Raw genomic sequence first — 24,307 nt, forward strand, 5'->3', positions numbered from 1 at the left:
GTGCTTATAGTTAAGTGACAAGCTGATCATAAGGCATTGTGTTCTTTGTTTTTTTCCACACGAGTAGCATTCATGCACCGGGGGCAGGCAAAGAAGTTGGGGGCGAATGCTGCTCATCATTTTTCCAAAAGGAGAAAGGACGATGAGCCAAGTTTCACAGGGTGGAATACTGACACGGCGACATTTCCTGACCATGGTCGGGTATGCCGCAGGTGGCGCGGCCATGTATCAGGCCATGATGCGTCTGGGCCATGCGGCGGAGGGCAGTTACGATGGCCCGATTCGCCTGGAAGGCAAGCCCAAGCCAGGGACCTCTGTGGTGATCCTGGGGGCGGGTCTGGCTGGCATGGTGGCCGCTTTGGAGCTGCGCAACGCAGGGTACAAAGTCAAAATCCTGGAGTTTCGGGAAAAAGTGGGGGGGCGCAACTGGTCCTTGCATGGCGGGGACAGCTATACCGAGCTGGGGGGCGCCAAGCAGGATGTCAAGTTCGACAAGGATCAATACATCAACCCCGGCCCGTGGCGGATTCCTTTCCATCACCGGGCCTTGCTGGATTATTGCAAGCGGCTGAAAGTCAGGCTGGAACCGTTTATCCAGTACAACTACAACGCCTATCTGCATAGCAAAGAGCATTTTGGTGGCAAGCCTCAGCGGTTTCGCCATATCCACGCGGATTTTCAGGGGCAGGTCTCCGAGCTCTTGTCCAAAGCCATTAATACTCAGTCGCTGGATGCACCCTTGTCCAAGGAGGATCAGGAAAAGCTGCTGGAAGCTTTGCGCAGCTGGGGGGCCTTGGACAAGAACATGGCTTATGTGAAAGGCCATGCCAGTTCCGAGGTACGCGGTTTTGAGCGTGATCCGGGAGGTGGTCTGAATGCGCAACCCGAGTTTTCCGAGCCTTTGAAATTGGCCGATATTGTGCGCTCCAGTGTTTGGCACAATATGGGCATCCATGATCTGTACGAGTTCCAGCAGACCATGTTTCAGCCGGTGGGTGGGATGGACCAGATCGGCGCTGCTTTTGGCAAAGAGCTGGAGGGCCTGTTTACCTTTAATGCCAAGGTCACTGCGATCAAGCAGAGCGATGGCAAGGTGACGGTTAGCTACAAGGATCAAAGCAAGGGTAGCGAGCACACTGAAACAGCAGACTGGTGCGTATGTACCATTCCCTTGTCGATTCTGAGCCAGATAGATCTGGATGCCAGCAAGGAAATGCACGCTGCCATTGACGCTGTGCCCTACGCTCCCTCGGTCAAGATCGGGCTGCAGTTCAAACGGCGCTTCTGGGAAGATGATGACGCGATCTATGGCGGCATCAGTTATACCGACCTGCCCATCACACAAATCTCTTACCCCAGTGGCGGCATGATGGCCGGTGGCAAAGGCGTATTGCTGGGGGGGTATATGTTCGGTCCCAGCGCCGTGGAATGGTCGTCGCTCAGTCCCGAGGATCGGGTCAAGAAGGCCCTGGAATATGGTGCGCAAATCCACCCTCAATATAAGGATGAGTTCGAGAGTGGGGTGGCGGTCGCCTGGCACCGCGTTCCCTGGACATTGGGCTGCTATGGCATGTGGACGGACCAGACACGGGCCGCGCACTACGAGAACCTGTGCCAGATTGATGGTCGACTGGTTTTAGCGGGTGAGCACGCTTCTTACGTCAACGCCTGGCAGGAAGGTGCGATCCTGTCGTCCCTGAACGCGATTTCCCGCTTGCATAGCCATATTGTGGGTAATCAACAAGCCGATTCCAAAGGAGCCTAGTCATGATGATGCGATCTCTAGCGGTTTTTCTGGCCTCGGGACTGTTGACCATCAGCCATGCGGATACGGCGGTGGTAGGGGGTGATACGGTGGTCTTTACCCAGAAAACCGGCCAGGAAATTTATGAGCAGGTCTGTGCGTCTTGCCACATGATCGATGGCAAGGGCGCTCAAGGGGCGGGCATGTATCCGTCCCTGTCCAAGAATCCGAAACTGGGGGCGCCTGCTTATGTGGTGTTCATGGTGAACCAGGGCAATAAGGGCATGCCCGGTTTTGGTGGCGTTCTAAATGACGAGCAAATAGCCGAAGTCGTCAACTATGTGCGCTCTCACCTGGGCAATGAGTTCACTGACAAGATTACGGCCAAGGATGTGGCAGGCCAGCGTCCCAAGGACCACCAGTACTTTGATCTGAACTGATCAAAGGCTGCTTGTCGTCATGCTGACACCTGATTGGAGCACGGTCTTCGCACTGGAAATACCTGTGTTGGAGTCCGTGCTGCGAGGCACAGTGGTGTATTTTGTTCTGTTCATCCTGCTGCGGCTTGCGGGACGACGGGAGCTGGGCTCGCTGGGCGTTGCGGATTTGCTGATTCTTTTGCTGATTGCCGATGCCAGTGGTAATGCGATGTCAGGCGGCAGCAATTCCTTGACGGATGGTCTGCTGGTGGCCGCAACCATTGTGGCCTGGGGGTACATAGTCGATTGGCTGATGTACCGATTCCCGGCGCTCAATGCACTGGCCACTCCGCGCAAAGTGTGTGTGGTCAGGGACGGGCAATTGCAGTGGCGCAATATGCGTCGGGAGTTTGTGACCCGCGATGAAATCCTGAGTGAAATGCGTTTGGCCGGAATTCAGTCGCTGGAAGAGGTAGCGGCGGCTTATATCGAGCCTAATGGCAAACTCAGCTTTTTGAAGGACACATCCGTGTAGTGTGAACGGGTCAGGAACAGGCAGGGCAGAAGGCTCAGGCCCGATAGCCCTGCGAAATCCATTGCATGCAGAAAATAAAGGTGCACACCGCTACGGGGAAGGGCAGCAAGGCAAAAAGCCGAATAGCCAGACTGCGAGTTTGTCCGCGCAGGCCACGCTTGTAAACATAGAGGCCGATCAGGCAGGCGATCAGGGGGAACAGAAAGACTGGCAGGAGCAGAAACAGGGTAGGGACGGTCAGGAGGCACAGCAGTAAGGCCAGGCTGCTCAGACCTAGAATTTTTGAATTGCTCATTTCCGATTCCTGATCAGGGTAGGTCGTCAGAGCATAACGCAAATAAGGCGATGCCCTGGGAGCAGGCAAAGAAAAAGGCTTAGTTCACTGTGCAATGAACTAAGCCTTTAATTCTTTAATGGTCGGGGCGGCGGGATTCGAACTCGCGACCCTCTGGTCCCAAACCAGATGCGCTACCAGGCTGCGCTACGCCCCGACTAAAGACAAGCATAATAGAACGAATTCAGGACTTCGTCAAGCCCTGAGCCTTCGGTTTTAGCGTTTTTGCAGGTGGGGCAGGGTGTAAGCCTGTTCGTGATACGCCCAGCTAGGCCAGAGCACGTGGGCAAGGGCTTCCTTGGCCAGCCCTTCGTCTATCTGGTCCAGCGGCTCGTACTTGTCCGGCGCGGTATAGCGATACTGACAAGGCGGCAGGTGTGGCATCAAGACAGTCAGGATGTCGCCTTTCAGATAACCGTAGTTCTCGAAGTACTGCATCATGGCCCGGTCGCTGTCCTGCTGGGTCAGGTCGCGCCCGATCATGGGGTGCTCGCTTTCAATGCCCATCAGGGATAGCAGGGTGGGGGCCAGGTCAATCTGGCTCATGATGCGCTCGTCCTGACGGCTGGGAACGCCTGCGCCCAGAATCAGGGCAGGAATATGGAAGTGACGCACAGGCACCAGATTGGCACCGCCCACGCGCGAGTCATGGTCGGCCACGATCAAGAATACTGTGTTGTCCCAATAGTCGGATTCACGCGCTTTTTTGAAGAAGTCCCCAATGGCCCAGTCGGCGTAACGTACCGTGTTCTCTACCGTGGCGGGATCGCCTTCCACCTGAATACGGCCAGCCGGGTATTCCCAAGGCGAGTGGTTGCTGACGGAGAAGGCCAGCGTCAGGGTGGGTTGCTCCTTGTCCTGGCTTAGCAACTGGTGCAGCTTGTTGAACATGTCCTCGTCGCTAGCGCCCCAGGTGCCGACGAACTCGGGGGACTCAAAGCTGGATTGCTCATGCAGCTCATCAAAGCCATTGCCCAGGAAAAAGCTCTTCATATTGTCAAAGTGGGCTTCGCCGCCATAGATAAAGCGTGAGCGGTAACCTTGTTCCTTGAGCAATTGGGCCAGGGTGAAAAAGCGGGTTTGCGAGCCGGGCAGACGCAGTACAGCGTCTGCCACGGTTGGGGGGAAACCGGCAGAAACCGCTTCCAGACCCCGTACCGAACGCGTGCCGGTAGCGTAGGCGCGGCGAAAGTTCCAGCCCGTTTGGGCCAGTTTGTCCAGTTCGGGGGTTAGATTGGCCCCGCCCAGATTGCTGACATATTGCGCCCCCAGGCTCTCTTCCACGATCAGGACCAGATTGGGTTTGCGCTCACGTTTTTGCACTGGCGTCTGACGATGCTGGGTGGGGAGTGTGTCAGGGCCAGCCGGCAAGGCAGCCGCATCGCGCACGATCTGGTTCATTTCTGCGACGTCCAGGCCACCGTAAATATCCTCGGCCGAGCGCTCGTTTTTCATGCTGTAGATGGCGTAGGCCACGTTATACAGCGAGTTCAAGGGCAGCGTATTGAGCATGCTGTCGCTGCTCCAGGCGACCGAAGAAGGATTGATGGGGCGGTGGGCCAAGGTGCCCCGAATTGCCAGGATGCACAGGGCCGCAGCAATCAGCATCCAGATAGGACGCAGCCACCAGCTCATCACGGGGTCGGCAGACACATGACCAAAAATAGACCAGCCCGAATACACAATCAGCCCCAGACCAATCAGGGCGATGCCTATCATCAGCTTGTAGCCTTTCCAGAGCATGCCCACTACTTCTTGAGGGTGCTTCAGATAGTCCACATACAGCCGATTGGGGCGAGTGTCGTATTCAATAATGAATTGGGGCGTGGAAACTTCCAGCAAGGTCAGCAGGAACCAGGCGAAGGTAAACCAGATGGCGGCTATCGTCGTCATGACGGGATAGTGTCCTAGCCAGGGGGCCAGCAAGACCACGGGGGCGCTGAGCGCGGCGATCATCAGGGCGTCGATACGCAAGCCGCCAATCAGGATGGGCAGCAGACCTCCGGCCTGACGCACACGCGGCCATTGCCACAAGGCAAAAGCCAGCCTGAAAGCGGTCAGCAAAATCAGGGCTGAAGGAACAAAAACGTAAACAAGATGGCGCATAAAATGTGGTCCTGGTCGACCTAATTGCCACGGACGGTGGCACTGGCATCGAATTGCACGATTGTATGTCAGTTTAATGAGCAAACTATCTTGCTAAACGCTTGGGCTTCTCGGGGAAGTGTGGCCGCATGCCGGTTCGGGGTTTAAAGACGAAAAAAAAGCAGGCCGCTTTGAAAGACAGCCTGCCGCTAAGGAGGAGTTAAGGGGAGCCAGCCCTGTGTTACCAGGGCTGGCGATAGGTTTAGGCAACGCGTTGGCTGGGTTCGGTACGAGAACGGAACTGGCTGCGTTGTTGTTCACGCTGGGCGTAGGCTTTGACGTGGCCCGCATCTTTGACATGGCCGTAGCCACGGATCAGATCCGGGTAGTTCAACCAGCGCTGGGCCACTTCCATATTGTCCGCATCCAGGTGGGCGCTGACTTCATTCAGGTCTGCCAGATAGTCTTCAATGTTCTGACGTTCCTGACGGCGTTCCTGGGTGTAGCCAAAGATATCCAGCGCACCACCGCGCAAACCACGCAGACGGGCCAGAATCTTGAACAAGCTGCGGGTCGAAGGGCCAAACTTGCTCTTGACTGGCTGACCCTGGCTGTTCTTGCGACCGAGCAAGGGCGGGGCCAGATGGTATTCAATCTGGTAGTCCTTGCCAGGCTCACCCGCAAACTGGGCACGCAGCTTGTCCAGGAAGGCCGGGTCGGTGTAAAGGCGGGCCACTTCGTACTCGTCCTTGTAGCTCATCAGCTTGGCCAGCTGCGTGGCGGCGATACGAGTCAGGGGTAGGGCCTTGTCCTGATTCAGGCGCGATTCGCGTTCCATGACCTTGTTGATGGCGTCGCGGTAGCGCTTGGCCCAGGCCGGATTCTGATACGCAGTCAGGTGTTCTTCCATGCGCTTGATCAGGGACTGCACACTTTCAGGGAAAGTGACTTCACGGGCTTTGGGTGTCGCACCTTCCATCAAGGCGTCGATACCCTTTTCAGCCGCCAGACGCCCCCACTGGAAGGCTTCACGGTTGGCTTTGACAGCGACGCCGTTCAGTTCGATAGCGCGCAGCAAGCTGTCCATATGCAGCGGAATCCAGCCGCGCTGGAAGGCATAGCCCAGCAAGATGGGGTTGGCATAGAGCGCATCGCCCATAACGTGTACGGCCAGGGCATTGGCGTCCAGATAGCGGATTTCCTTGCCTACGGCATTTTCGATATCCGTGCAGGCGGTTTGCAGCGGGAATTTCCAGTGCGCATTGCCGATCAGGTCCGAAGTCGGGCTGGCTGCGGTGTTGATAATGGTGTGGGTGCGATCGCGGCTGACACGGCTCAGGACATCCGTGGAGGCGCTAACCAGAGCATCACTGCCAATCAGCAAGGAGGCCTCGCCCGTTGGAACGCGGGTGGCATGGAGCAGATCGGGCTGGCGTGCGATTTGCACGTGGCTCAGCACCGCACCACCTTTCTGGGCCAAACCGGCCATATCCAGAACGCTGACCCCTTTTTGCTCGATATGAGCAGCCATACCCAGCAGGCCGCCTACCGTCACAACACCTGTGCCACCAATACCGGCGATCAAAATACCGTAGGTCTTGTCCAGATCCGGCAGTTTGGGCAAAGGCAGATCGGCCAGATTGAAGGACTCCAGCGAACGGCCCTGAGCTTCCGGCTTGCGTACCTGCGCCCCTTTCAGCGTGACAAAGCTGGGGCAGAAACCGTTAACGCAGGAGAAGTCCTTATTACAGGAGGACTGGTTGATGCGGCGCTTGGAGCCCATAGGGGTGTCCAGAGGCTCAACGGACAAGCAGTTGGATTTGACCGAGCAGTCCCCGCAGCCTTCACAGACCGTGTCGTTGATGAAGGCGCGCAGGGCAGGGTCCGGGTAAGTCCCTTTCTTGCGGCGACGGCGTTTTTCCGTGGCGCAGGTCTGGTCATACACCAGGATGGTGGTGCCGGGCACTTCGCGCAGCTCGCGCTGTACGCGGTCCAGCTCATCACGGTGATACACAGGCGGGTTGCCAGCCAGGGTCACGCCCTTGAATTTCTCGGGCTCGTCGGTGACCACCACAATCTTGCGAGCGCCCTCGGCATGGACCTGGGCAATGACGTCGGTGACTTTCAAGATCCCGTCTACGGGTTGGCCGCCTGTCATGGCGACGGCATCGTTATACAGAATCTTGTAGGTGATATTGGAGTTGGCTGCGATCGAGGCTCGGATCGCCAAAATTCCCGAATGGAAATACGTGCCATCGCCCAGGTTGGCGAAGACGTGTTTTTCATCGGTAAAGGGTTGTTGGCCAATCCAGGCGACGCCTTCGCCGCCCATATGACTGAAAGTGGAGGTGCTGCGATCCATCCAGACCGTCATGTAGTGGCAGCCAATCCCGGCCATGGCGCGCGAGCCTTCGGGCACGCGAGTGGAGGTATTGTGCGGACAGCCCGAACAGAACCAGGGCTTGCGCTCTACGCTGACGCGCGGCATACGGGCTTCGCGGTCCTTGGCATCCAGAATGGCCAGACGGGCCTGGATGCGGGCTTGCAGCTCCTCGGAAATGTCCATGGTGCACAAGCGGCGGGCAATGGCGCGCGCAATAATCGCAGGAGACAGTTCACCTTGAGGAGGGAGTAGCCAGGGCGAGCGCAAGCTGGACCATTCGCCGCCACCGTGTTCGGTCTCGTCAAACTTGCCGTAGACCTTGGGGCGTACGTCATCGCGCCAGTTGTACAGTTCTTCTTTCAGTGCGTATTCCAGAATCTGGCGTTTTTCTTCCACCACCAGAATTTCGGACAGGCCGGTTGCGAACTGGCGGGCGTCTTGCCCGTCCAGGGGCCAAATACAGCCCACTTTAAATAGTCGGATACCTAGCTCGGCGCATAGCTCGTCGGACAGGCCCAGATCGGCCAGTGCCTGACGGGTATCCAGATAGGCTTTACCCGCCGTCATGATGCCAAAGCGGGCTTCGGGCGAATCAATCTCGACGCGGTTCAACTTGTTGGCGCGCACATAAGCCAGAGCGGCGTACCACTTGTGGTTCATCATGCGGGCTTCTTGCGCCAGTGGCGGGTCTGGCCAGCGGATGTTCAGACCATCGGCGGGCATGTCCTCGATCTCGGGCAGGACAATGTTCAGGCTGTCCGGGTCCAGATCGACTGAGGCGTTTGACTCCACCACTTCGGTGACGCATTTCAAGGCTACCCACAGGCCGGAGAAACGGCTCATGGCCCAGCCGTGCTGGCCAAAGTCCAGGTATTCCTGCACGTTGGCCGGGTAGAGCACGGGAATACCGGCGGCGGCGAAAACGTGATCGGACTGGTGGGCAACGGTGGAGGATTTGGCACCGTGGTCATCGCCTGCCAGTACCAGCACACCGCCGTGGCGGGCGCTACCGGCCGAGTTGGCATGCTTGAACACGTCCATGGAGCGGTCCACGCCAGGGCCCTTGCCGTACCACATGGCAAAGGTGCCGTCGAAACGGGCACTGGGGTACAGATTGGTTTGCTGGCTACCCCAGACGGCGGTAGCGGCCAGATCTTCGTTCAGACCGGGTTTGAACACGATGTCGTGTTCTTTCAGGTGTTTGCTGGCTTGCCACAGAGCCTGGTCTACGCTCCCTAATGGGGAGCCCCGGTAGCCAGAGATGAAGCCTGCTGTATTCAGACCCGCACGCCGGTCCCGTTCTTTCTGCAACATGGGCAAGCGCACCAGGGCTTGGGTGCCGCTCATATAGGCGCGGCCCTTGGTGACAGTGTATTTGTCATCCAGGGACACGGATTCCAACATGGCCTTGTAAGGTTTGTTGAGTGGGGCATTCATGAGTTTGTCTCCTGCAAGAAGGATGGTTTTCGTGCAAGTTGTTGTAGTTTGTTCTTTAGTCTAGGGCAGCTTTTTGTTATCGTAAAATCAAATTTACGTGTACCTGATATCTGAAAAACGGATGGCTATGAAGCACGAAGTGACTCTGAGGCAGTTTCGATATTTCATCGCTGCGGCGGTCAGCGGGCAGTTCTCGGCGGCGGCCCAGGCGGAGAATGTCTCCCAGTCGGCTATCAGTAATGCGGTGCAAAGTCTGGAGCGCCAGCTGAATGTGGCCTTGTTTGAGCGTTTGCCCCATGGTGTGGAGTTAACGCCACAGGGACAGGCGTTCTTTCACCACGCCCATCACGTGATTGATGCCGTCAGCGATGCGCTGAACCATGCGGATTTGCGGCGACAAAATATCGAAGGGCAGATTCGGGTAGCCGCGGGCTATACGGTTCTAGGCTACTTCTTGCCTGATCTGATCAGTCGTTTCAAGCACAGCTATCCGAATATCGACATCGAGCTGGTGGATATGGAGCGCCCCGAAATGGAGGCCGCCCTGGAGGGCGAGCGTATCGATCTGGGTGTTGCTATTTTGTCGAATATCACCGATTTGGCCATGTTCGGGCACCATCGCCTGAGCAGTTCCCGCCGGCGCTTATGGGTGTCGGATCAACATGCCCTGGCCAATGAGTCCAGTGTGTCCCTGGAGCAGGTCAACAACTATCCCTACATCTTTCTGACGGTGGACGATGCCGATACGGCGGCCATGCGACATTGGGGCAGCCCCGGCTTTCCGGAGCGTGTCGCTATGCGGACCCGCTCCCTGGAGGCGGTGCGCGGTTTGGTGGCTTATGGCTTTGGGGTGACAATCTTGTCAGATATGGTTTACCGGCCCTGGTCTCTGGAAGGCAAGCGTATCCATGCCATCGGGATTCATGACCCGGTGGAGTCGGTAGAGGTGGGCTTGTTATGGCCCAAAGGACGTGAGCCGGAAGGATTGGTGGCCTTGTTTCAGCGCTTTCTGATTCAGGCCTGTGATCATGATATGGCCCGCGCCGGCATGGGAAGCCGACGCGGTGGGGGACTGTTGTAGAAGCGCTTACGGCACCAGCGCCAGACCGATACGGAACTGCGAAGAGCTGCGCTCGCGGTAGCTCAACATGGTTTCCGCGTAACCCGAGAAGTACTGGGCGTAGAGGTAGCCGTTCATGTTCAACGGTGTGCGGTTCAACGGCCAGGCAATAGACAGTTCATGTGTATTGCGGCTGCCGGCGCCCTTGTTGTACATGCCAGACAGTACTAGCCCGTTATCTTGGGCGTAGCGCAGCTTCCAGTCCACTCGACCACGGTAATGTGCCCAATCGTCGTTTTCGCCCATAAATACATAGTGTTTTATGCGTGGGGCAAACGTCAGTGTGGCACCGTGATCAAAGCGGTAATTGAACTCGGGCTGGATGAAGACCTCGTTCATGGAGCGGGAGTCATCTCCTGCTTTGCCGTTGGAAGCGTGTTCGTAGCCGGTTGCCAGGCCCATGAACAGACGTTTCTGCTCGGATTCCCAGATGGAGTCCTTACGCCAGAAGAAGCTGGGGCGGTAAGTGGTATCCACAAATGGCTTGGAGTCAGAGTGCAAGTCCCACAGTGCCGTTTGCGTATAGCCAATATAGAAATGGTCGTAGAACTTTGGATTGCTGGGGTCCGACGGCGAATGCAGACGATACTTGAAGCTCAGCTGGAAGCGGGCATTGGTGCCGCCTTTATTGCCGACAATAAAGTAGGTCGGGTCGTGAGCCGAAATTGCGTTGCTGAAGTTCTCGAAACTGGAGTTTGCGGGTTTCAGGCCTTGTCCGTTATTGATGGCTGGCCCTTCGCGTTGTGCGCCGGCCGCGACGGCCTGGGCATAGGGCAGGGCAGGGTCAATGACACGTGGGTCATGGCCAGCACCTGCGTTCACCACAGCGGCGTTTGCCGGTTGCGAGGTAATCGGGCTTTGGCCTTCCGGATTGGTGTCCAGCGCCAACATCACACGCTCGCCTTCAATATTGACGGCTTGCAAGCCGGTCAAACCATTGGGGACCACAGCTCGCCAACTGTAGGCGGTGAAGTTGTTGATGGGGATGGATGCTCGGGGCCGCGGGCTGACCAGCTCGGCCAAGCTGCGGATGACGTTGCCGTTATTGTCGCGCCACTGCAAAACCAGGTTTTGCGGGGCGGTCCAGCTCATCAAGCTGCCTGTGTCGTTGTAGACGATGGCGTCAATATCGACGGTTTCACCAGAACTGGCCTGTACTTGGCGCAACTGATAGCTGATACCTGCCTGTGCGGTATTCAGGATTGCGCTCAAGATAAGAAAGGGGGCCGATAGTATTAAAGAGTGCTTACTTAGTTTCTTTTTGGTCGGCATGGAGAAAAGTCCAGGAAAACGGGTTAATCCGTACACGACTGTACCATTTGCGACTAAAAATACTACCTATAATTATTTTTCTTACAGTATTGACACTCTGACCAGAGTGCTGCTTATCTAAAACAGATTTTCAGGCTAGAATATTCGATTGTCCTTTTCAGGTCTGTTTTTTTACAAAAAATGGGCCTTGAATTCGGTCCTTATTCCTTACGGACCGTTATCTCGGACCTTGCATCGCCTGACGGTTTTGACGATGCCACCATCACCTGGCGGGTGTAGCTCAGTTGGATAGAGCACAGGCCTTCTAAGCCTGGGGCCGGGGGTTCGAACCCCTCCACCCGCGCCAACCTTACTCCCTTTTTCTTGCGTGCTTTTTTGCTCCTAGGCATTACCCTGAGCCGATGCATTTAGTAAGTATGGTGTAAGTGTCGGGCTCTAATGTTCACCGCATAGACGTCGGCAGGCGTCTTCATAGCGCCGTTTTCAGCCTTTTCGGGCTGGGCCGGTTCAATAAGATACGCCAGCAAAATAAGGCGTTCAGAACAATGCGGAGACAAACTATGCAAGACCCCCTTGTAGGTCGGATTACGGCCAATCCTCGCTATCAGAATCTGGTCAAGACCCGGTTGCGGCTGGGTTGGATACTCACCATCGTCATGCTGGTGGCTTACTACAGTTACATCGGCATTATTGCTTTCGACAAGGAATTGTTTGCAGAGCGCTTGGGTGATGGCGTCATGACCCTGGGTATTCCTATTGGTTTTGGAGTCATTGTGTTGGCTGTTGTCATTACGGGCATTTATGTCTGGCGCGCCAATACCAAATTTGACCAGATGGCCAAGGACGTCCTTGAGGAGGTGCGTAAATGAAGCATTCCTACCTTCGTTCCGGCCTGGCTCTGGGCCTGATGCTGGCCAGTCCTGCCTTGCTGGCAGCTGGCGGCGATCTGGGCGAGCTGCAAAAGCAGCCAACCAACTGGACCGCCATCGGCATGTTTGCGGTCTTTGTGCTGGCGACCTTGTGGATTACCAAATGGGCGGCTGCCCGCACCAAGTCGGTCTCTGACTTTTACACGGCAGGTGGCGGTATTACAGGCTTTCAAAACGGCCTGGCCATTGCCGGTGACTATATGTCTGCGGCTTCCTTTTTGGGTATTTCGGCGGCGGTGATGATCAACGGCTACGATGGCCTGATCTACTCCATCGGCTTTCTGGTCGGCTGGCCCATCATTACATTCCTGCTGGCAGAAAAGCTGCGTAACCTGGGTAAATTCACCTTTGCTGACGTAGCCGCTTACCGCTTCCGTCAAGGTCCTATCCGCGCCTTTGCCGCCTCGGGCACGCTGGTTGTGGTTCTGTTCTATCTGATCGCACAGATGGTAGGCGCCGGTCAGTTGATCAAGCTGCTGTTTGGCCTGGAGTACTGGGTGGCTGTGGTGCTGGTGGGCGTGTTGATGATGGTCTACGTGCTGTTTGGCGGCATGACAGCCACCACCTGGGTGCAGATCATCAAGGCTGGCCTGCTGCTGTTCGGTGCTTCCTTCATGGCCATCATGGTGCTGGCACAGTATGGTTTTTCGCCAGAAAAACTGTTCGCCGCCGCTGTGCAGGTCAAGACAGATGCCGCTATTGCAGCCGGTAAAGATGCTGTCCAGGCCTCCACAATTGGTCAAGCCATCATGGGCCCCGGCAACTTCATCAAGGACCCTATCAGCGCGATTTCCTTCGGTATGGCTCTGATGTTTGGTACTGCTGGTCTGCCACACATCCTGATGCGTTTCTTTACCGTGCCTGATGCAAAAGAAGCACGTAAATCCGTGTTCTGGGCAACCACCTGGATTGGTTACTTCTACATCCTGACCTTCATTATTGGTTTCGGCGCTATCGTGCTGGTGTCCACCAATCCCCGCTTCCTGGAAGTTGGCGGCGATCTGATTGGCGGTTCTAATATGGCCGCTGTGCACTTGGCTGATGCTGTTGGTGGCGACGTGTTCCTGGGCTTTATGTCGGCAGTGGCGTTTGCCACGATTCTGGCTGTGGTGGCTGGTTTGACGCTCTCCGGTACATCCGCCGTGTCGCACGACCTGTACTCCACGCTGATCAAGAAGGGCGAAGCCACGAACGAGGAAGTCATGCGTGTATCGCGCACTACCACCTTGATCCTGGGTGTGGTTGCCGTGTTGCTGGGTATTATTTTCGAGAAGCAGAACATCGCCTTCATGGTGTCTCTGGCCTTCGCGATTGCTGCCTCGGCTAACTTCCCGGTCCTGTTCCTGTCCATTCTGTGGAAAGGCTGCACGACACGTGGTGCCACGATTGGTGGTTTCCTGGGCTTGATCGTTGCCTTGCTGCTGACTTTGCTCTCGCCTTCGGTGTGGGAAGCTACGCTGGGCAATCCAGCCGGTTCTTCGCCATTCCCTTATGCGTCGGCAGCGCTGTTCTCCATGCCTTTGGCTTTCGTGGCGATCTGGTTCTTCTCGATCACTGACCGTAGCCCACGTGCCGAGATCGACCGTGCTGGTTTTGAGGCTCAGTCGGTACGCTCCGAGACAGGTGTGGGTGCAGAGGCAGCGTCTGCGCACTAATCTGCTCTGACAGGCCGGGCTTGTTTGCCCGTGCCCGAGCCAGATTGTTAAGGGTGCAAAAAAACCCGGTGTGATTCAGATCACACCGGGTTTTTCATTTGCTCATGCCGCTATTGCTGTCAGTACTGCTGGTCGTGTGCTGCGGATATCAAGCACACAGCAGTCAGTCTCTCTATTCAGGGATTCAGCTTCAGGCCTGGGTCTCGGACGGGACGGGCAGGCCGTCAAAACGCTCGTAGAAGTAGGCGGCGGCCTCCGGTGCCTGTTCATCCTCGGCCCGCAAGGTGGACAGAATATAGCGCTCGGCCTTGCCGCAGACCTGACGGTATACATCCCGGCACAGCTCATAAGCCTGTTTCCCTGCCCAGCCTGCTGGCAGTAGCTCAATAGGCAGTTGAGGGTCGTGCAGCTGAATACGGCGGAACTCGTGAATCAGCAGGGTGCGAATCACAAAGGCCAGCTCGTCGTTATAGTCGTGGCCTGCATCCAGCATGGCCAGAGCGGGCGCAAAGCGCTGGATGAACTGACCGTAGCCGCTGGCCACCTGGGCCAGATCCCAACTGTCCTGAATCAGTTGGGACAGAGGGCGGGTTTGCGGCAGTTGGGAAGGTTCCAGCTTGCCCACATACACCTGCGACTGCGCCTGTGTCGCCTGCAGGATGTAGTCCAGAATCGTGTGATCCGGGTTGGGGTGCAGGAAAGCCGTGGGTGACAAGGCGCAAAAACCTTCCCACAGCAGTTCCTTGCGCAGGTCTGCCCGTTGCTTGGAGTTCATCATCAAGCTGGGCATGCTGAAGATCAGCGTCCATTGCCCGTCCCAGGCCAGATAGGTCGGGGTGTAGATGCGTTGATACGCGTGTTCGAAGCGCTGGCTGGCTTCGGGACGCAAGGTGTACTGGCTGCGTCGCCCTTCACGCTGCGCGCTCAGCCAGCCCTCCTCGGCCAGCCTGTACACGCTGGTGCGCACCAGTCGGTCGCTGATCCCGAAGGGGGCCAGCAACTGAATCAAACTGCCTAGCCAAAGTTTGCCGCCATGTGGGCGAATCACGTCGCCAAACAAGGTCATGACCAGGGACTTGGCTCGGGGAGGGCGGTTTTCCAGATGGTGGGCGGCCCATTGGGCCAGGTCGGAATAAGGAAGCTCGGACATTGTTTTTTTAATGGCGCTCAAGTCTGTTTTGGAACGGCACGCCTGTCTGTGTAGACCGTTTAAGCGCTTGATTATAAAGGGTGGGTGCGCAAGCGGATTGAAAGATTGTGCAAGCCAGGGGCTTTCTTGAAGCTTGCAGCAGTTTCTGGTGCGCACACATTACAGATAGGGGCTGGCCAGCCAGATCAGGCGGTTGCACAAGCGCTTGCCAAAGCCAATTGAACTTAAGGACTCCAGGCTGACGGCTTCGGCGTCCTCAATTTCCAGATCAATCAGGTTCTGGATTTGGCGGGCCGTGTCGCGGCTGTAGATTTCTACGTCCAGCTCGAAGTTCAATCGCAAGCTGCGCGGGTCCAGATTGGACGAACCAATATAAGACCAGACTCCGTCAATCGTCATGAGCTTGGAGTGGTTGAAGGGGCCGCTGGCGCGCCAGACCCGGCAGCCTGCGCGCAGCACCTGATCCAGTTGGGCTGTCATGGCGTAATTGACCAGGCGCAGATTATTTTGCCCGGGGATGACGATATCCACTTGAATGCCGCGTCGGGCGGCGGTGTTCAAGGCACCCAACAGGATCTGATCGGGCAGAAAGTAGGGAGACTGAATACGGATATGGCGCTGGGCAATGGCAAACGCCCCTTGCAGCATATGGTGGGTACTGGCCATGAAACGATCCGGGCCAGAAGCAATGCAGCGAGCTGGAACATGAGGTCTGGGGGCGGGCGAGGAGCTGGCATGCCAGTAGGCGGGCGATAGGTCTTCGCGAGTCGTGAACTGCCAGTCGTGGCGGAAAGAAGCCAGCAATTGCATGACTGCCGGGCCTTCCAAGCGGAAATGGGTGTCTTGAGAGGGCTTGCCGTCGCTGTACTGCGCCATAAAGGACTCACGCAGATTCATGCCGCCGGTAAAACCTACCGTGCCATCCACAATCAGCAATTTGCGGTGACTGCGCAGATTGGCGTAGGGCATGCGCAGAAAGCCCAGGGGGTTGGTCATGAACAGGGCGCAGCGTATGCCTTCGCGGCGCAGCAATCGAACAATGGGCGTACGCGAATATTTCGCCCCGATGGCATCGACCAGCACACGAATCTGCACGCCACGTTGATGGGCGCGCGACAGGGCGCTGACAAATTCACGCCCCAGGCGGTCGCTATCGAAGATATAGCTTTGCAAGGCAATGGTGCTGTGGGCCTGATCAATGGCTTCCAGCATGGCAGGATAAGCCTGATCGCCGCCGACCAGAACGCGCACATTATTGCCATTGCGTAGTTGGCTGCGGCTGACGCGGTCACCCAGAATTTGCAAAGAACGAAATGGGGCGCCGACCAGGGCACCAATGTCCGAGACGGGAGGGTGCAGATAGGTGACCTGTTCATAGAACACGTCTGCACTTTGTTCCAGAAGGCTTTGTCTGCGTACGCGGTTGATCCCCGCGATCAGATACAGAAACGGTCCCAATAGGGGCGACATGATGATGACGCCCACCCAGCTGATGGCGGCGCGGACATCATTTTTGGTCATGGCGGCATGAATGGCCGCTGAAGCGCCCAGTATCACGCTGAGCGCCAAGGCTAGATGCGGCCAGTAATCGTGCAGCAGGGAGCGCAGGTGTATCAGATGCTCTTGCATGGGTTCAGGTGCTACGGTTCTTGTCAGGCAGGTCCGGGCGTTGGTAGAGGCTGTGCATCCAGGACGGGTTCGGTTCGCCGCGGGCGGCAAACTGCTGCAGGCGGGAGGGAGAGCGCCATACGCCACCGCCTATGCCAGGCGAGGGCTGGACGCCATACCAGAACCATTGGCCGTCTTCATCCTGTGCAAGCCAGTCCCAATTGACGGGTGCCTGATCCCAGCAGGGGAAACCGAGTGTCATCAGCAAACTTCCAGAAAATGGGACAGATTAGAGTATAAGAAAGCGTGGTTTTGTGCCAGTTTCTATTACAGAGGAGGCGGGCTGAAATGCCGGGTGTTTGATGGGGGAGGGACTTTTGCTGTGCGGGCCTGCCAACTCGAAGGGCTGGGTCGCAGGCGAAAGCCAGGACTGGCCTGGGGTTCACAATCAAACACAGTTTATTGTCCAGCCTGAACTTGCGTGGGGTGTGCGAAGGCGGCAAACTTGTTACGATGAACAAACGCAAAAAAGCCCGCTGCGTGGCGGGCTTTCAAGTATGTTTTTTTCCAGTTCCTGGTCTTGTCACCATTTAAGGAGATTTGCAAAACCTTGGAAGCGGTAAATTTCTGGGGTGACCGATGGGGCTCGAACCCACGACAACCGGAATCACAATCCGGGACTCTACCAACTGAGCTACGGTCACCACTGTTTACTGCTTTTTTGCTTCTGGCCTACATCAAGGTGGGCTGTGAAGTAAAAAATGTATTCTAGCATGCTTTTTTTAAAGAATGCAACACTCGTGCAAGAATACTTCGACCCTGAGTCTTGCTCCGGTCTTGCCGGTTAGAGCGTGACTCAGGTTTAATGATTTCCCCTCGTAATAGCAAGGAAGCGCGAAATGTCTCAATTATTCGTCGTTCATCCCGAAAATCCTCAACCCCGCGCATTGGCTCAAGCAGCCGAACTATTGGCTAAAGGAGGGCTGCTCGCCATTCCTACCGATTCCAGTTATGCCGTTGTCGCCCGCCTGGATGACAAGTCCGCCGCTGACAACCTGCGTCGTTTGCGTGGCTTGGATGATCGTCATCATCTGACCTTGCTGTGTCGTGATCTGGCCGAGATCAGCCACTTTGCCAAAGTGGATAACCCGCAGTATCGCTTGTTGAAGATGGCCACCCCTGGTCCGTGGACGTTCATTTTGGAAGCTACCAAGGAAGTGCCGCGCCGCGTGTCGCACCCTTCGCGCAAAACCATTGGTATTCGGGTGCCCGACCAGAAAGTGGCCCTGGCCCTGATGGAAGAAGTCGGCAGCCCCTTGATTTCCACCACGCTGATTCCTGAGGGCGAAGACGAACCCTTGAACGACGCCCAGGAAATTCTGGACCGTTATGCCCATCAGTTGGCGGCGGTTGTCGATGGTGGACCTTGCCCCTTGCAGGCCACTACCGTGATCGATCTGACCGGCCCTACGCCGGAGGTGTTGCGTCGTGGCTCGGGTGATCCTGCCACTTTGGGCCTGTCCTGATCTGCGGGCTTGCACAAAACTCGCGTCCAGGTGCCTATCCGTGTTTCAATTCTGAACCTTGGGGCAGCACTCGCTGTCCCAATCAGACAGGCTGATGACAGGCGACTTATCGTCTTGAAAAAGTAGGGGATAAGTCCCCGGCCTGGACCAAGGATCACCATGGACTCTTTTATACAGACCTTGACGGTCTATGCTTTACCAGTCGTTTTCGGTATTACGCTGCATGAAGCTGCCCACGGCTACGTCGCCCGCATGTTTGGCGACCCGACGGCCATGCTGGCCGGTCGCATCAGCCTGAACCCACTGCGTCATATCGACCCCATCGGCACGATTGTGGTGCCGGCGGTGCTGTTGCTGTCCAGCGCCATGATGGGCATGGGCGGCATTCTGTTTGGCTGGGCCAAACCCGTCCCTGTGGATTGGGGGCGCCTGCGCAATCCCAAGCGCGACATGCTCTGGGTTGCTCTGGCCGGACCGGCCTCCAATATGCTGATGGCTATTTTGTGGGTTCTGTATGCCCATTTGATGGTCAAGATCGGGCAGGGTGACAGCCGCTTCTGGATGGGCATGGCGGTGGCCGGTGTGCAGGTCAACCTGGTTCTGATGGCACTGAATCTGCTGCCTTTGCCGCCTTTGGATGGCGGGCGCATTGTATTTAGTCTATTGCCTAATCGTTTGGCCTATCATTATTCTCGTATCGAGCCTTATGGCATGGTCATTTTGATCCTGCTGATGTTTACCGGCGTACTGTGGACCCTGATGAGTCCCTTGATTGCGCTGGGCGAAGGCATATTGAAATGGTTCTTATGATTTAACGGCTTATCCGTTAAACTTGTGAGTCATATTTTTTTTCGGCTATAGGGCCTTAAACCCGGAGATTCATCTCATCATGGCAAGTTCGGACTCTGCTATTTCCAATTTTCAGGGCAGCATGGTTGCCCTTGTTACACCCATGGATCCCAATGGGGGTCTGGATTTTGCCGCTTACCGAAAGCTGATCGACTGGCACATTCAGGAAGGAACGCGTGTGCTGGTGGTCGTTGGAACCTCGGGCGAATCGCCCACGGTGTCGGTTGATGAGCACGCTGAACTGATCAAGGTAGCCGTTGAACACGCGGCTGGCCGTGTGCCCGTGATTGCCGGTGTGGGTGGCAACTCCACTCGCGAGGCCATCGAACTGTCGCGTCACGCCCAGGAAGTGGGTGCAGACGCCGGTTTGTCGGTGGTGCCTTACTACAACCGTCCTACTCAGGAAGGCATGTACCAGCACTTCCGTGCCATTGCAGAAGCGGTGGATCTGCCGCAGTTCCTGTACAACGTGCCGGGCCGTACCGTGGCCGATCTGCAGAACGACACCGTGCTGCGTCTGGCTCAAATCCCCAACATCATCGGTATCAAGGACGCAACGGGCGATCTGGCTCGTGGCGGCTTGCTGCTGCGTGATGCCCCCGAAGATTTCATAGTGGTCAGCGGCGATGATCCTACCGCTGCTTCGTATATCTTGCTGGGCGCCAAAGGCAATATCTCCGTGACGGCCAACGTGGCCCCACGCCTGATGAGCCAGTTGTGCCAGGCCGCTTTGGATATGGACGTACCGACGGTACGCCGTTTGAATGCCTATCTGGCAGGTCTGAACAAGAACCTGTTTGTTGAGGCTAACCCCATCCCCGTGAAATGGGCAGTTGCAGAAATGGGCCTTACTCAGCTGGGATATCGTTTACCATTGACGCCGTTAAATGCACAGCATCACGAGTTGCTGCGTCAATCTTTGAAACTTGCGGATCTTCTTCCATGATTGCAAAGCCAGTTAATAAAAGCCTGATCGGGCTGTCTTTGAGCCTGTTGGTGCTGTCGGGCTGCTCGACGATGGACCAGATTATGGGCCAGGGCGAGTCGGTTAATTACAAGAGTACGGTAGCAGGCGATCCCTTGAGCATTCCGCCGGATCTGACCCAGGCCAACCGTGACGCACATTACCGTGCGCCAGAAGGTGCCACGTCTTACTCGGTCTACTCGCAAGGTCAAACCGCGCAGCAGGCCAAGGGCGGTGCCGATACGATCCTGCCTCAGTCTGATGCCATCAAGGTGATGCGCGATGGCGATCTGCGCTGGCTGGTCGTAGACCGCCCCGTGGAAGACCTGTTTCCCCGCATCGTCGATTTCTGGGGTGAGCATGGTTTTACCATTCAGTCCCAGGACCCCCGTGCCGGCTTGATTCAGACCGACTGGGCTGAAAACCGTGCCAAGATTCCAGAAAGCTGGATACGCAGTGCCTTGGGTTCCATCATTGACCAGGTCTTTGATAGCGGCGAACGTGACCGCTTCCGTACCCGCTTTGAGCGTGTCGGCAACAAGACCGAAATCTATGTGTCCCACCAGCACATGGAAGAAACACCCACGGCAGACGGTTCCGCCTTTAAATGGGTGTTCGCCAAAGAAGATCCAGGTCTGAATGCGGCCATGCTGGCTCGCATGATGGTCTTCCTGGGCTCGGATATTGAAACAGCACGTGAACAAGTAGCCAACGCTTCCAAGGATCCTTCCAGCGTTCAGGTCCAGGCATCGGATAAGGGCGATCAGGCTGAGTTGATGCTGAACGAGTCCTTTGATCGTGCATGGCGTCGTGTTGGCGTAGCCATCGACTCCGCCGGTTTCTCGGTTGAGGATCGTGACCGTTCCGCTGGCGAGTTCTTCATCCGCTATCTGGATTCGGATACCGGCGAGAAGATCGAGCAGCAAAACATCATTGGCCGCATCTTCGGCAGCCGCAACACCGCCGAAGCCACACCCTTCCGCATCAAGCTGAGCGCCCAAGGTGCTGGCACTCGCGTAACGGTGCTGGATCAGCAAGGTCAGGAGCAGACAACTCCGACAGCCAAGCGCATCATCAATGTGCTGTCTACCAATCTGCGCCCCGGCAACTGATTGTTTTGAGTCGGCCTGCGGGCCGTCTGGAAAAAGCCCTGGTTTCATGCCAGGGCTTTTTTTATGCACTAGCTCCGTTCTGAGTTACTTTGGCTCTCTTTCTCTTGTCGAAGAGGAGCCAACAGAGGCCAGGAATCTGGCGAGGTCAGCGCGATTAGCGCTGGCTTTCCCTTTACAGAAGAAGAGGTCATTGGGGGCATTTCCTGAAAGGACACAGTCTCTTTTCCAGGCTACGCTGCGCTCTCTTTGTAACGCCTGTATTGCGGTGCTCCCTGAAATGGCGCAAAGCCTTTCTTTGGCAAAGACTTGAGGGGGGCCATCTTTTATTTTGTGAGCAGAGTTAATCTTTCTTGAGCAGGGCTGGACTTTCTCTAAAACAGTAAAGATAATAGGAACCATTATCATTTAATGTGTTTTAGGGAGTGGCCCATGCTGAAATCGTTTTGCCGTAACGGTTTAAGTTTTTGCCTGCGTATGCTGCGTGGCACACAAGCCTCTGCTCACGCTCCTTCTGAACCGGGTGCTCGTATGCTGGCCATGATCGAGGCCTTGCCTCGTCGTCGTCGTGAAGCCTTTGTGCTGCATCGCTTCGAGGGCCTGAACTACAAAGAAATTGCGACACGCATGGGTACCAGCCCCCGAGTGGTTGAGCACTATATCCGCATGGCCATGTTGGCGTGCCGCCATAATCCGGCACCGCTCAATCGGGCGGACGGGGCAGTGCCGCGTCCTGCTGGTTCGTATGTCTAAGGACGAACACATGCAGCACATTGATGAGCAGGCCTTGAGCTGGCTGCTCAAACAGCACGACCCCAAACATCAGAACGATGCCCGCAGCCAGTCTGCTTTCCGGGCCTGGTTATCCATTGATCCCGAGCATCAGGCCGCCTTCTTGCGCTGGAAGCTGGAGTGGGAAGCCATGGATGGAATCAGCGAGGAGCATCTGAGTCGTTTGCGTGCAAACTCCCGGCAAGCCGCAGGCGCGGCAGGGTCGGGGACATGGCGTCAACGTTTGCTAAATAGCTGTTTGGACGCCTGGTCCACCAACCCGGCCTTGCGCTTTGCCTTGGGTGGCGCCGTGTGTCTACTGCTAGGCGTGGCGTTTCTGGGGAGTGTAGGTAGCTACTTTCTATAAGCCCTGTCCAAAGGCCTATTCTCTATCTTCCCAAGGCGAGCGTAAATATTGCGCAGCTTGCTGGATACGCTCATCCAGTGTTTTGGCTTCCAATCTGGGAATGACACCCAGGCAAGGGCTCGGCAGATAGTCATGCAGCGTTTGCAGGTTCTCCTGGGCATAACTCATCTCCGGCGCTATGTGGTTGACGACCCAGCCCAGCAAGTTCAAGCCGCTGGCGCGTATGGCTTGAGCCGTCAGCAAAGCGTGATTCAAGGCACCCAAACGTAGACCGATAACCAGCACCACAGGTAGTTGCAAGGCTTGCGCTAAATCTACGCCTGTCCGTCCTTGCCCCAAGGGCAGCATGAAGCCTCCTACTCCTTCAACGATTGCATAATCGGCTTGCTCCGCCACCGTTTGAACCGTTGTTTTGATCAGAGCCGGGTCTATTTCGATTCCTGCTTGTTCAGCCAGAATATGGGGTGCCGCAGCGGGCTTAAACAAGTACGGTGTCAGGGTTTCGGGAGCGAGCTTCAGGCTGGAATGCCGCGCCAGTGCATCCACATCTTCGTTCTGTAAACGTCCTTCTACCTCTACGGCCCCCGAAGCAATGGGTTTGATGCCGAGCGTGCGTGCGCCGCTTTGGCTTAGTAAATGAAGTAAAGCCGAGCTGACCAGCGTTTTGCCAATTTCCGTATCGGTGCCCGTCACAAAGCAGGCCCTCATGCGTATTCCTTCAGCAGACGACCCAGCCCATGCAGGCAATGCTCCACCTCTTTTGTGCCCCAGAGATAGCCGGGCATCAGGTACACCGTATTGCCGATAGGGCGTAGCATCAATCCCTGCTGCAAAGCAGAGCGGTAAAAGCGCCGGGCAAAGCCCTGGTGATCGTAGCGAGCTGGGCCCGTGTCCAGATCAAAGGCCCAGATTACCCCGCAGCGGCGCAGATGCTGCATCTTGGGATAGTGCCGGTTCAGTCTATGCAAACCTTCATCAAGTGCTTGTCCCAGCGTTTTTTGCAGCTCGTAGACGGGGTATTGCTGGAACAAGTCCAGCGTGGCCAGCGCGGCTCGGCAGGCCAGGGGATTGCCGGTATAAGAATGGGAATGCAGAAAGCCTCTGCGCAAGTCCTGGTCATAAAACCCTTGATAAATCGAGGGGCTGGATAGCACTACGGACAAGGGCAGCGTGCCGCCGGTAATTCCCTTGGACAAGCACAGCAGGTCAGGCCAGATACCGGCCTGCTCACAGGCAAAGAACGTGCCGGTACGGCCGCAACCCACGGCAATCTCGTCCAGAATCAAATGCACCTGATAGCGGTCGCACAGCTCGCGCACACCGCGCAGATAGTCGGGGGAGTGCATGTGCATGCCAGCCGCACATTGCACTAGCGGCTCCAGAATGACGGTGGCAATGTCCTGATGACCATCCAGAATCTGCTCCAGCGAGTGCAATGCGTTTTCGGTGACCTGCGTGTGTTCGTCCGGGCTAGTGGCTTGACGCAGATCGGGGCTGGCTGCGGTGTATTGCTGGCCCAGCTGTGTGCCGTAGTTTTCCCGAAACAAGGGCACATCGGTCACGGCCAGAGCACCCAGTGTTTCGCCGTGGTATCCCTGCGCGATGCCTACAAAGCGGTGCTTGTGTTCCTGGCCTTGGTTGCGCCAGTAGTGCACGCTCAGCTTCAGGGCAATCTCTACCGCGGAAGCACCGTCGCTGGCATAAAAAGCATGGCCTAAACGATGGCTGCTCAAGGCGGCCAATCGTTCGGAAAGCTGCACAACCGGCTCATGGGTCAGGCCGCAGAGCATGATGTGATCCAGTTGCTGAACCTGATCGCTAATGGCTTGCACCAGATGCGGGTGGCTATGGCCAAACAGATTCACCCACCAGGAGCTGATAGCGTCCAGATAGGCGTTGCCGTCGGCATCATGAAGCCAGGCGCCTTGGGCGCGTTTGATTGCCAGTAGCGGCACGCCTTGATCGTGATGCTGCATTTGAGTGCAAGGATGCCAGACCGCTTGCAGGCTGCGTTGGGCCAAAGGGGGAAAGGAGTTTGAGTTCATGGCAA

The 24,307-nt window shown here is 56.5% G+C and carries 21 protein-coding genes and 3 tRNA genes; 13 read left to right on the forward strand and 11 right to left on the reverse strand.

The genetic code is table 11. From position 1 onward, the window contains the following. Positions 1 to 142 precede the first annotated feature (142 nt). Genes NIZ92_RS04595 through NIZ92_RS04605 form a run of 3 tightly spaced genes read left to right on the forward strand, consistent with a single transcriptional unit; the run spans position 143 to position 2,698 of the window. On the forward strand, positions 143 to 1,765 hold the full coding sequence (locus NIZ92_RS04595) for a flavin monoamine oxidase family protein (protein ID WP_009457935.1): 1,623 nt from the start codon (positions 143 to 145) through the stop codon (positions 1,763 to 1,765). Positions 1,766 to 1,767: 2 nt separating this feature from the next. Further along, positions 1,768 to 2,184 carry a cytochrome c gene (locus NIZ92_RS04600; protein ID WP_009457933.1) on the forward strand — a complete coding sequence of 139 codons (417 nt, stop codon included), beginning with the start codon at positions 1,768 to 1,770 and terminating at the stop codon, positions 2,182 to 2,184. A 19-nt stretch (positions 2,185 to 2,203) separates the two neighbouring features. Then, positions 2,204 to 2,698, forward strand: a complete 495-nt coding sequence (locus NIZ92_RS04605; protein ID WP_035270952.1) for a DUF421 domain-containing protein — start codon at positions 2,204 to 2,206, stop codon at positions 2,696 to 2,698. Positions 2,699 to 2,732: 34 nt separating this feature from the next. Here NIZ92_RS04605 and NIZ92_RS04610 read toward each other — a convergent pair whose 3' ends face one another. The 4 genes from NIZ92_RS04610 to NIZ92_RS04625 form a co-directional block, all read right to left on the reverse strand. Further along, entirely contained in the window at positions 2,733 to 2,993 is a 261-nt protein-coding gene (locus tag NIZ92_RS04610) for a hypothetical protein (RefSeq protein WP_254002763.1), read from the reverse strand. Between the two features lie 119 nt (positions 2,994 to 3,112). Beyond that, a tRNA-Pro gene (locus NIZ92_RS04615) sits at positions 3,113 to 3,189 on the reverse strand. A 59-nt stretch (positions 3,190 to 3,248) separates the two neighbouring features. After that, positions 3,249 to 5,138: an LTA synthase family protein gene (locus tag NIZ92_RS04620; protein WP_254002764.1), complete on the reverse strand. Its 1,890-nt coding sequence runs from the start codon at positions 5,136 to 5,138 to the stop codon at positions 3,249 to 3,251. A gap of 241 nt (positions 5,139 to 5,379) precedes the next feature. Continuing rightward, positions 5,380 to 8,937: an indolepyruvate ferredoxin oxidoreductase family protein gene (locus NIZ92_RS04625; RefSeq protein ID WP_254002765.1), complete on the reverse strand. Its 3,558-nt coding sequence runs from the start codon at positions 8,935 to 8,937 to the stop codon at positions 5,380 to 5,382. Positions 8,938 to 9,058: 121 nt separating this feature from the next. Here NIZ92_RS04625 and NIZ92_RS04630 point away from each other — a divergent pair, with 121 nt between their 5' ends. Then, entirely contained in the window at positions 9,059 to 10,018 is a 960-nt protein-coding gene (locus NIZ92_RS04630; RefSeq protein WP_031233005.1) for a LysR family transcriptional regulator, read from the forward strand. A gap of 6 nt (positions 10,019 to 10,024) precedes the next feature. Here NIZ92_RS04630 and NIZ92_RS04635 read toward each other — a convergent pair whose 3' ends face one another. Further along, positions 10,025 to 11,269 carry a phospholipase A gene (locus NIZ92_RS04635; protein WP_235332476.1) on the reverse strand — a complete coding sequence of 415 codons (1,245 nt, stop codon included), beginning with the start codon at positions 11,267 to 11,269 and terminating at the stop codon, positions 10,025 to 10,027. 329 nt (positions 11,270 to 11,598) lie between these two features. Here NIZ92_RS04635 and NIZ92_RS04640 point away from each other — a divergent pair. The 3 genes from NIZ92_RS04640 (at position 11,599) to NIZ92_RS04650 (ending at position 13,913) form a co-directional block, all read left to right on the forward strand. Then, positions 11,599 to 11,675 (forward strand) — tRNA-Arg (locus NIZ92_RS04640). Between the two features lie 214 nt (positions 11,676 to 11,889). Further along, on the forward strand, positions 11,890 to 12,198 hold the full coding sequence (locus NIZ92_RS04645; protein ID WP_009457917.1) for a DUF485 domain-containing protein: 309 nt from the start codon (positions 11,890 to 11,892) through the stop codon (positions 12,196 to 12,198). Next, the gene (locus NIZ92_RS04650; protein WP_035270945.1) at positions 12,195 to 13,913 is read left to right on the forward strand and encodes a cation acetate symporter; all 1,719 of its coding nucleotides are present in this window, start codon (positions 12,195 to 12,197) and stop codon (positions 13,911 to 13,913) included. The genes NIZ92_RS04645 and NIZ92_RS04650 overlap by 4 nt, the downstream gene beginning before the upstream one ends. A 190-nt stretch (positions 13,914 to 14,103) precedes the next feature. Here NIZ92_RS04650 and paaX read toward each other — a convergent pair whose 3' ends face one another. The 4 genes from paaX to NIZ92_RS04670 form a co-directional block, all read right to left on the reverse strand. After that, positions 14,104 to 15,063, reverse strand: a complete 960-nt coding sequence (gene paaX / locus NIZ92_RS04655) for a phenylacetic acid degradation operon negative regulatory protein PaaX (protein WP_022983507.1) — start codon at positions 15,061 to 15,063, stop codon at positions 14,104 to 14,106. A gap of 159 nt (positions 15,064 to 15,222) precedes the next feature. After that, a complete protein-coding gene (locus NIZ92_RS04660) occupies positions 15,223 to 16,692 on the reverse strand; it encodes a phospholipase D-like domain-containing protein (RefSeq protein ID WP_254002766.1) in 1,470 nt (489 codons plus the stop codon). Between the two features lie 4 nt (positions 16,693 to 16,696). After that, the gene (locus tag NIZ92_RS04665; protein WP_022983509.1) at positions 16,697 to 16,933 is read right to left on the reverse strand and encodes a hypothetical protein; all 237 of its coding nucleotides are present in this window, start codon (positions 16,931 to 16,933) and stop codon (positions 16,697 to 16,699) included. Positions 16,934 to 17,299: 366 nt separating this feature from the next. Further along, positions 17,300 to 17,375: transfer RNA gene (locus NIZ92_RS04670), tRNA-His, on the reverse strand. 195 nt (positions 17,376 to 17,570) lie between these two features. Here NIZ92_RS04670 and NIZ92_RS04675 point away from each other — a divergent pair. From NIZ92_RS04675 to NIZ92_RS04700, 6 genes are all read left to right on the forward strand, one after another. Further along, positions 17,571 to 18,197 (forward strand): L-threonylcarbamoyladenylate synthase, encoded by a 627-nt coding sequence (locus NIZ92_RS04675; RefSeq protein WP_009457902.1) that lies wholly within the window; start codon positions 17,571 to 17,573, stop codon positions 18,195 to 18,197. 159 nt (positions 18,198 to 18,356) lie between these two features. After that, on the forward strand, positions 18,357 to 19,007 hold the full coding sequence (locus tag NIZ92_RS04680) for a site-2 protease family protein (RefSeq protein WP_254002767.1): 651 nt from the start codon (positions 18,357 to 18,359) through the stop codon (positions 19,005 to 19,007). Between the two features lie 79 nt (positions 19,008 to 19,086). Continuing rightward, positions 19,087 to 19,992, forward strand: a complete 906-nt coding sequence (gene dapA / locus NIZ92_RS04685) for a 4-hydroxy-tetrahydrodipicolinate synthase (protein WP_009457899.1) — start codon at positions 19,087 to 19,089, stop codon at positions 19,990 to 19,992. Continuing rightward, positions 19,989 to 21,122, forward strand: a complete 1,134-nt coding sequence (gene bamC / locus NIZ92_RS04690) for an outer membrane protein assembly factor BamC (protein ID WP_009457893.1) — start codon at positions 19,989 to 19,991, stop codon at positions 21,120 to 21,122. Before dapA ends, bamC begins: the two co-directional genes overlap by 4 nt. Positions 21,123 to 21,551: 429 nt before the next feature. After that, on the forward strand, positions 21,552 to 21,872 hold the full coding sequence (locus tag NIZ92_RS04695) for a sigma factor-like helix-turn-helix DNA-binding protein (RefSeq protein ID WP_009457891.1): 321 nt from the start codon (positions 21,552 to 21,554) through the stop codon (positions 21,870 to 21,872). Between the two features lie 10 nt (positions 21,873 to 21,882). After that, complete coding sequence (locus tag NIZ92_RS04700; RefSeq protein ID WP_022983511.1) at positions 21,883 to 22,257, forward strand: DUF4880 domain-containing protein; 375 nt, start codon at positions 21,883 to 21,885, stop codon at positions 22,255 to 22,257. A gap of 15 nt (positions 22,258 to 22,272) precedes the next feature. On the opposite strand, the gene bioD is transcribed toward NIZ92_RS04700, so the two are convergent. Beyond that, complete coding sequence (bioD, locus tag NIZ92_RS04705) at positions 22,273 to 22,965, reverse strand: dethiobiotin synthase (RefSeq protein WP_254002768.1); 693 nt, start codon at positions 22,963 to 22,965, stop codon at positions 22,273 to 22,275. After that, positions 22,962 to 24,302 carry an adenosylmethionine--8-amino-7-oxononanoate transaminase gene (gene bioA / locus NIZ92_RS04710; protein ID WP_254002769.1) on the reverse strand — a complete coding sequence of 447 codons (1,341 nt, stop codon included), beginning with the start codon at positions 24,300 to 24,302 and terminating at the stop codon, positions 22,962 to 22,964. The genes bioD and bioA overlap by 4 nt, the downstream gene beginning before the upstream one ends. Positions 24,303 to 24,307 lie beyond the last annotated feature (5 nt).

The organism is Alcaligenes sp. 1735tsa3, from assembly GCF_024134565.1.
Classification (GTDB): Bacteria; Pseudomonadota; Gammaproteobacteria; order Burkholderiales; family Burkholderiaceae_B; genus Alcaligenes; species Alcaligenes phenolicus.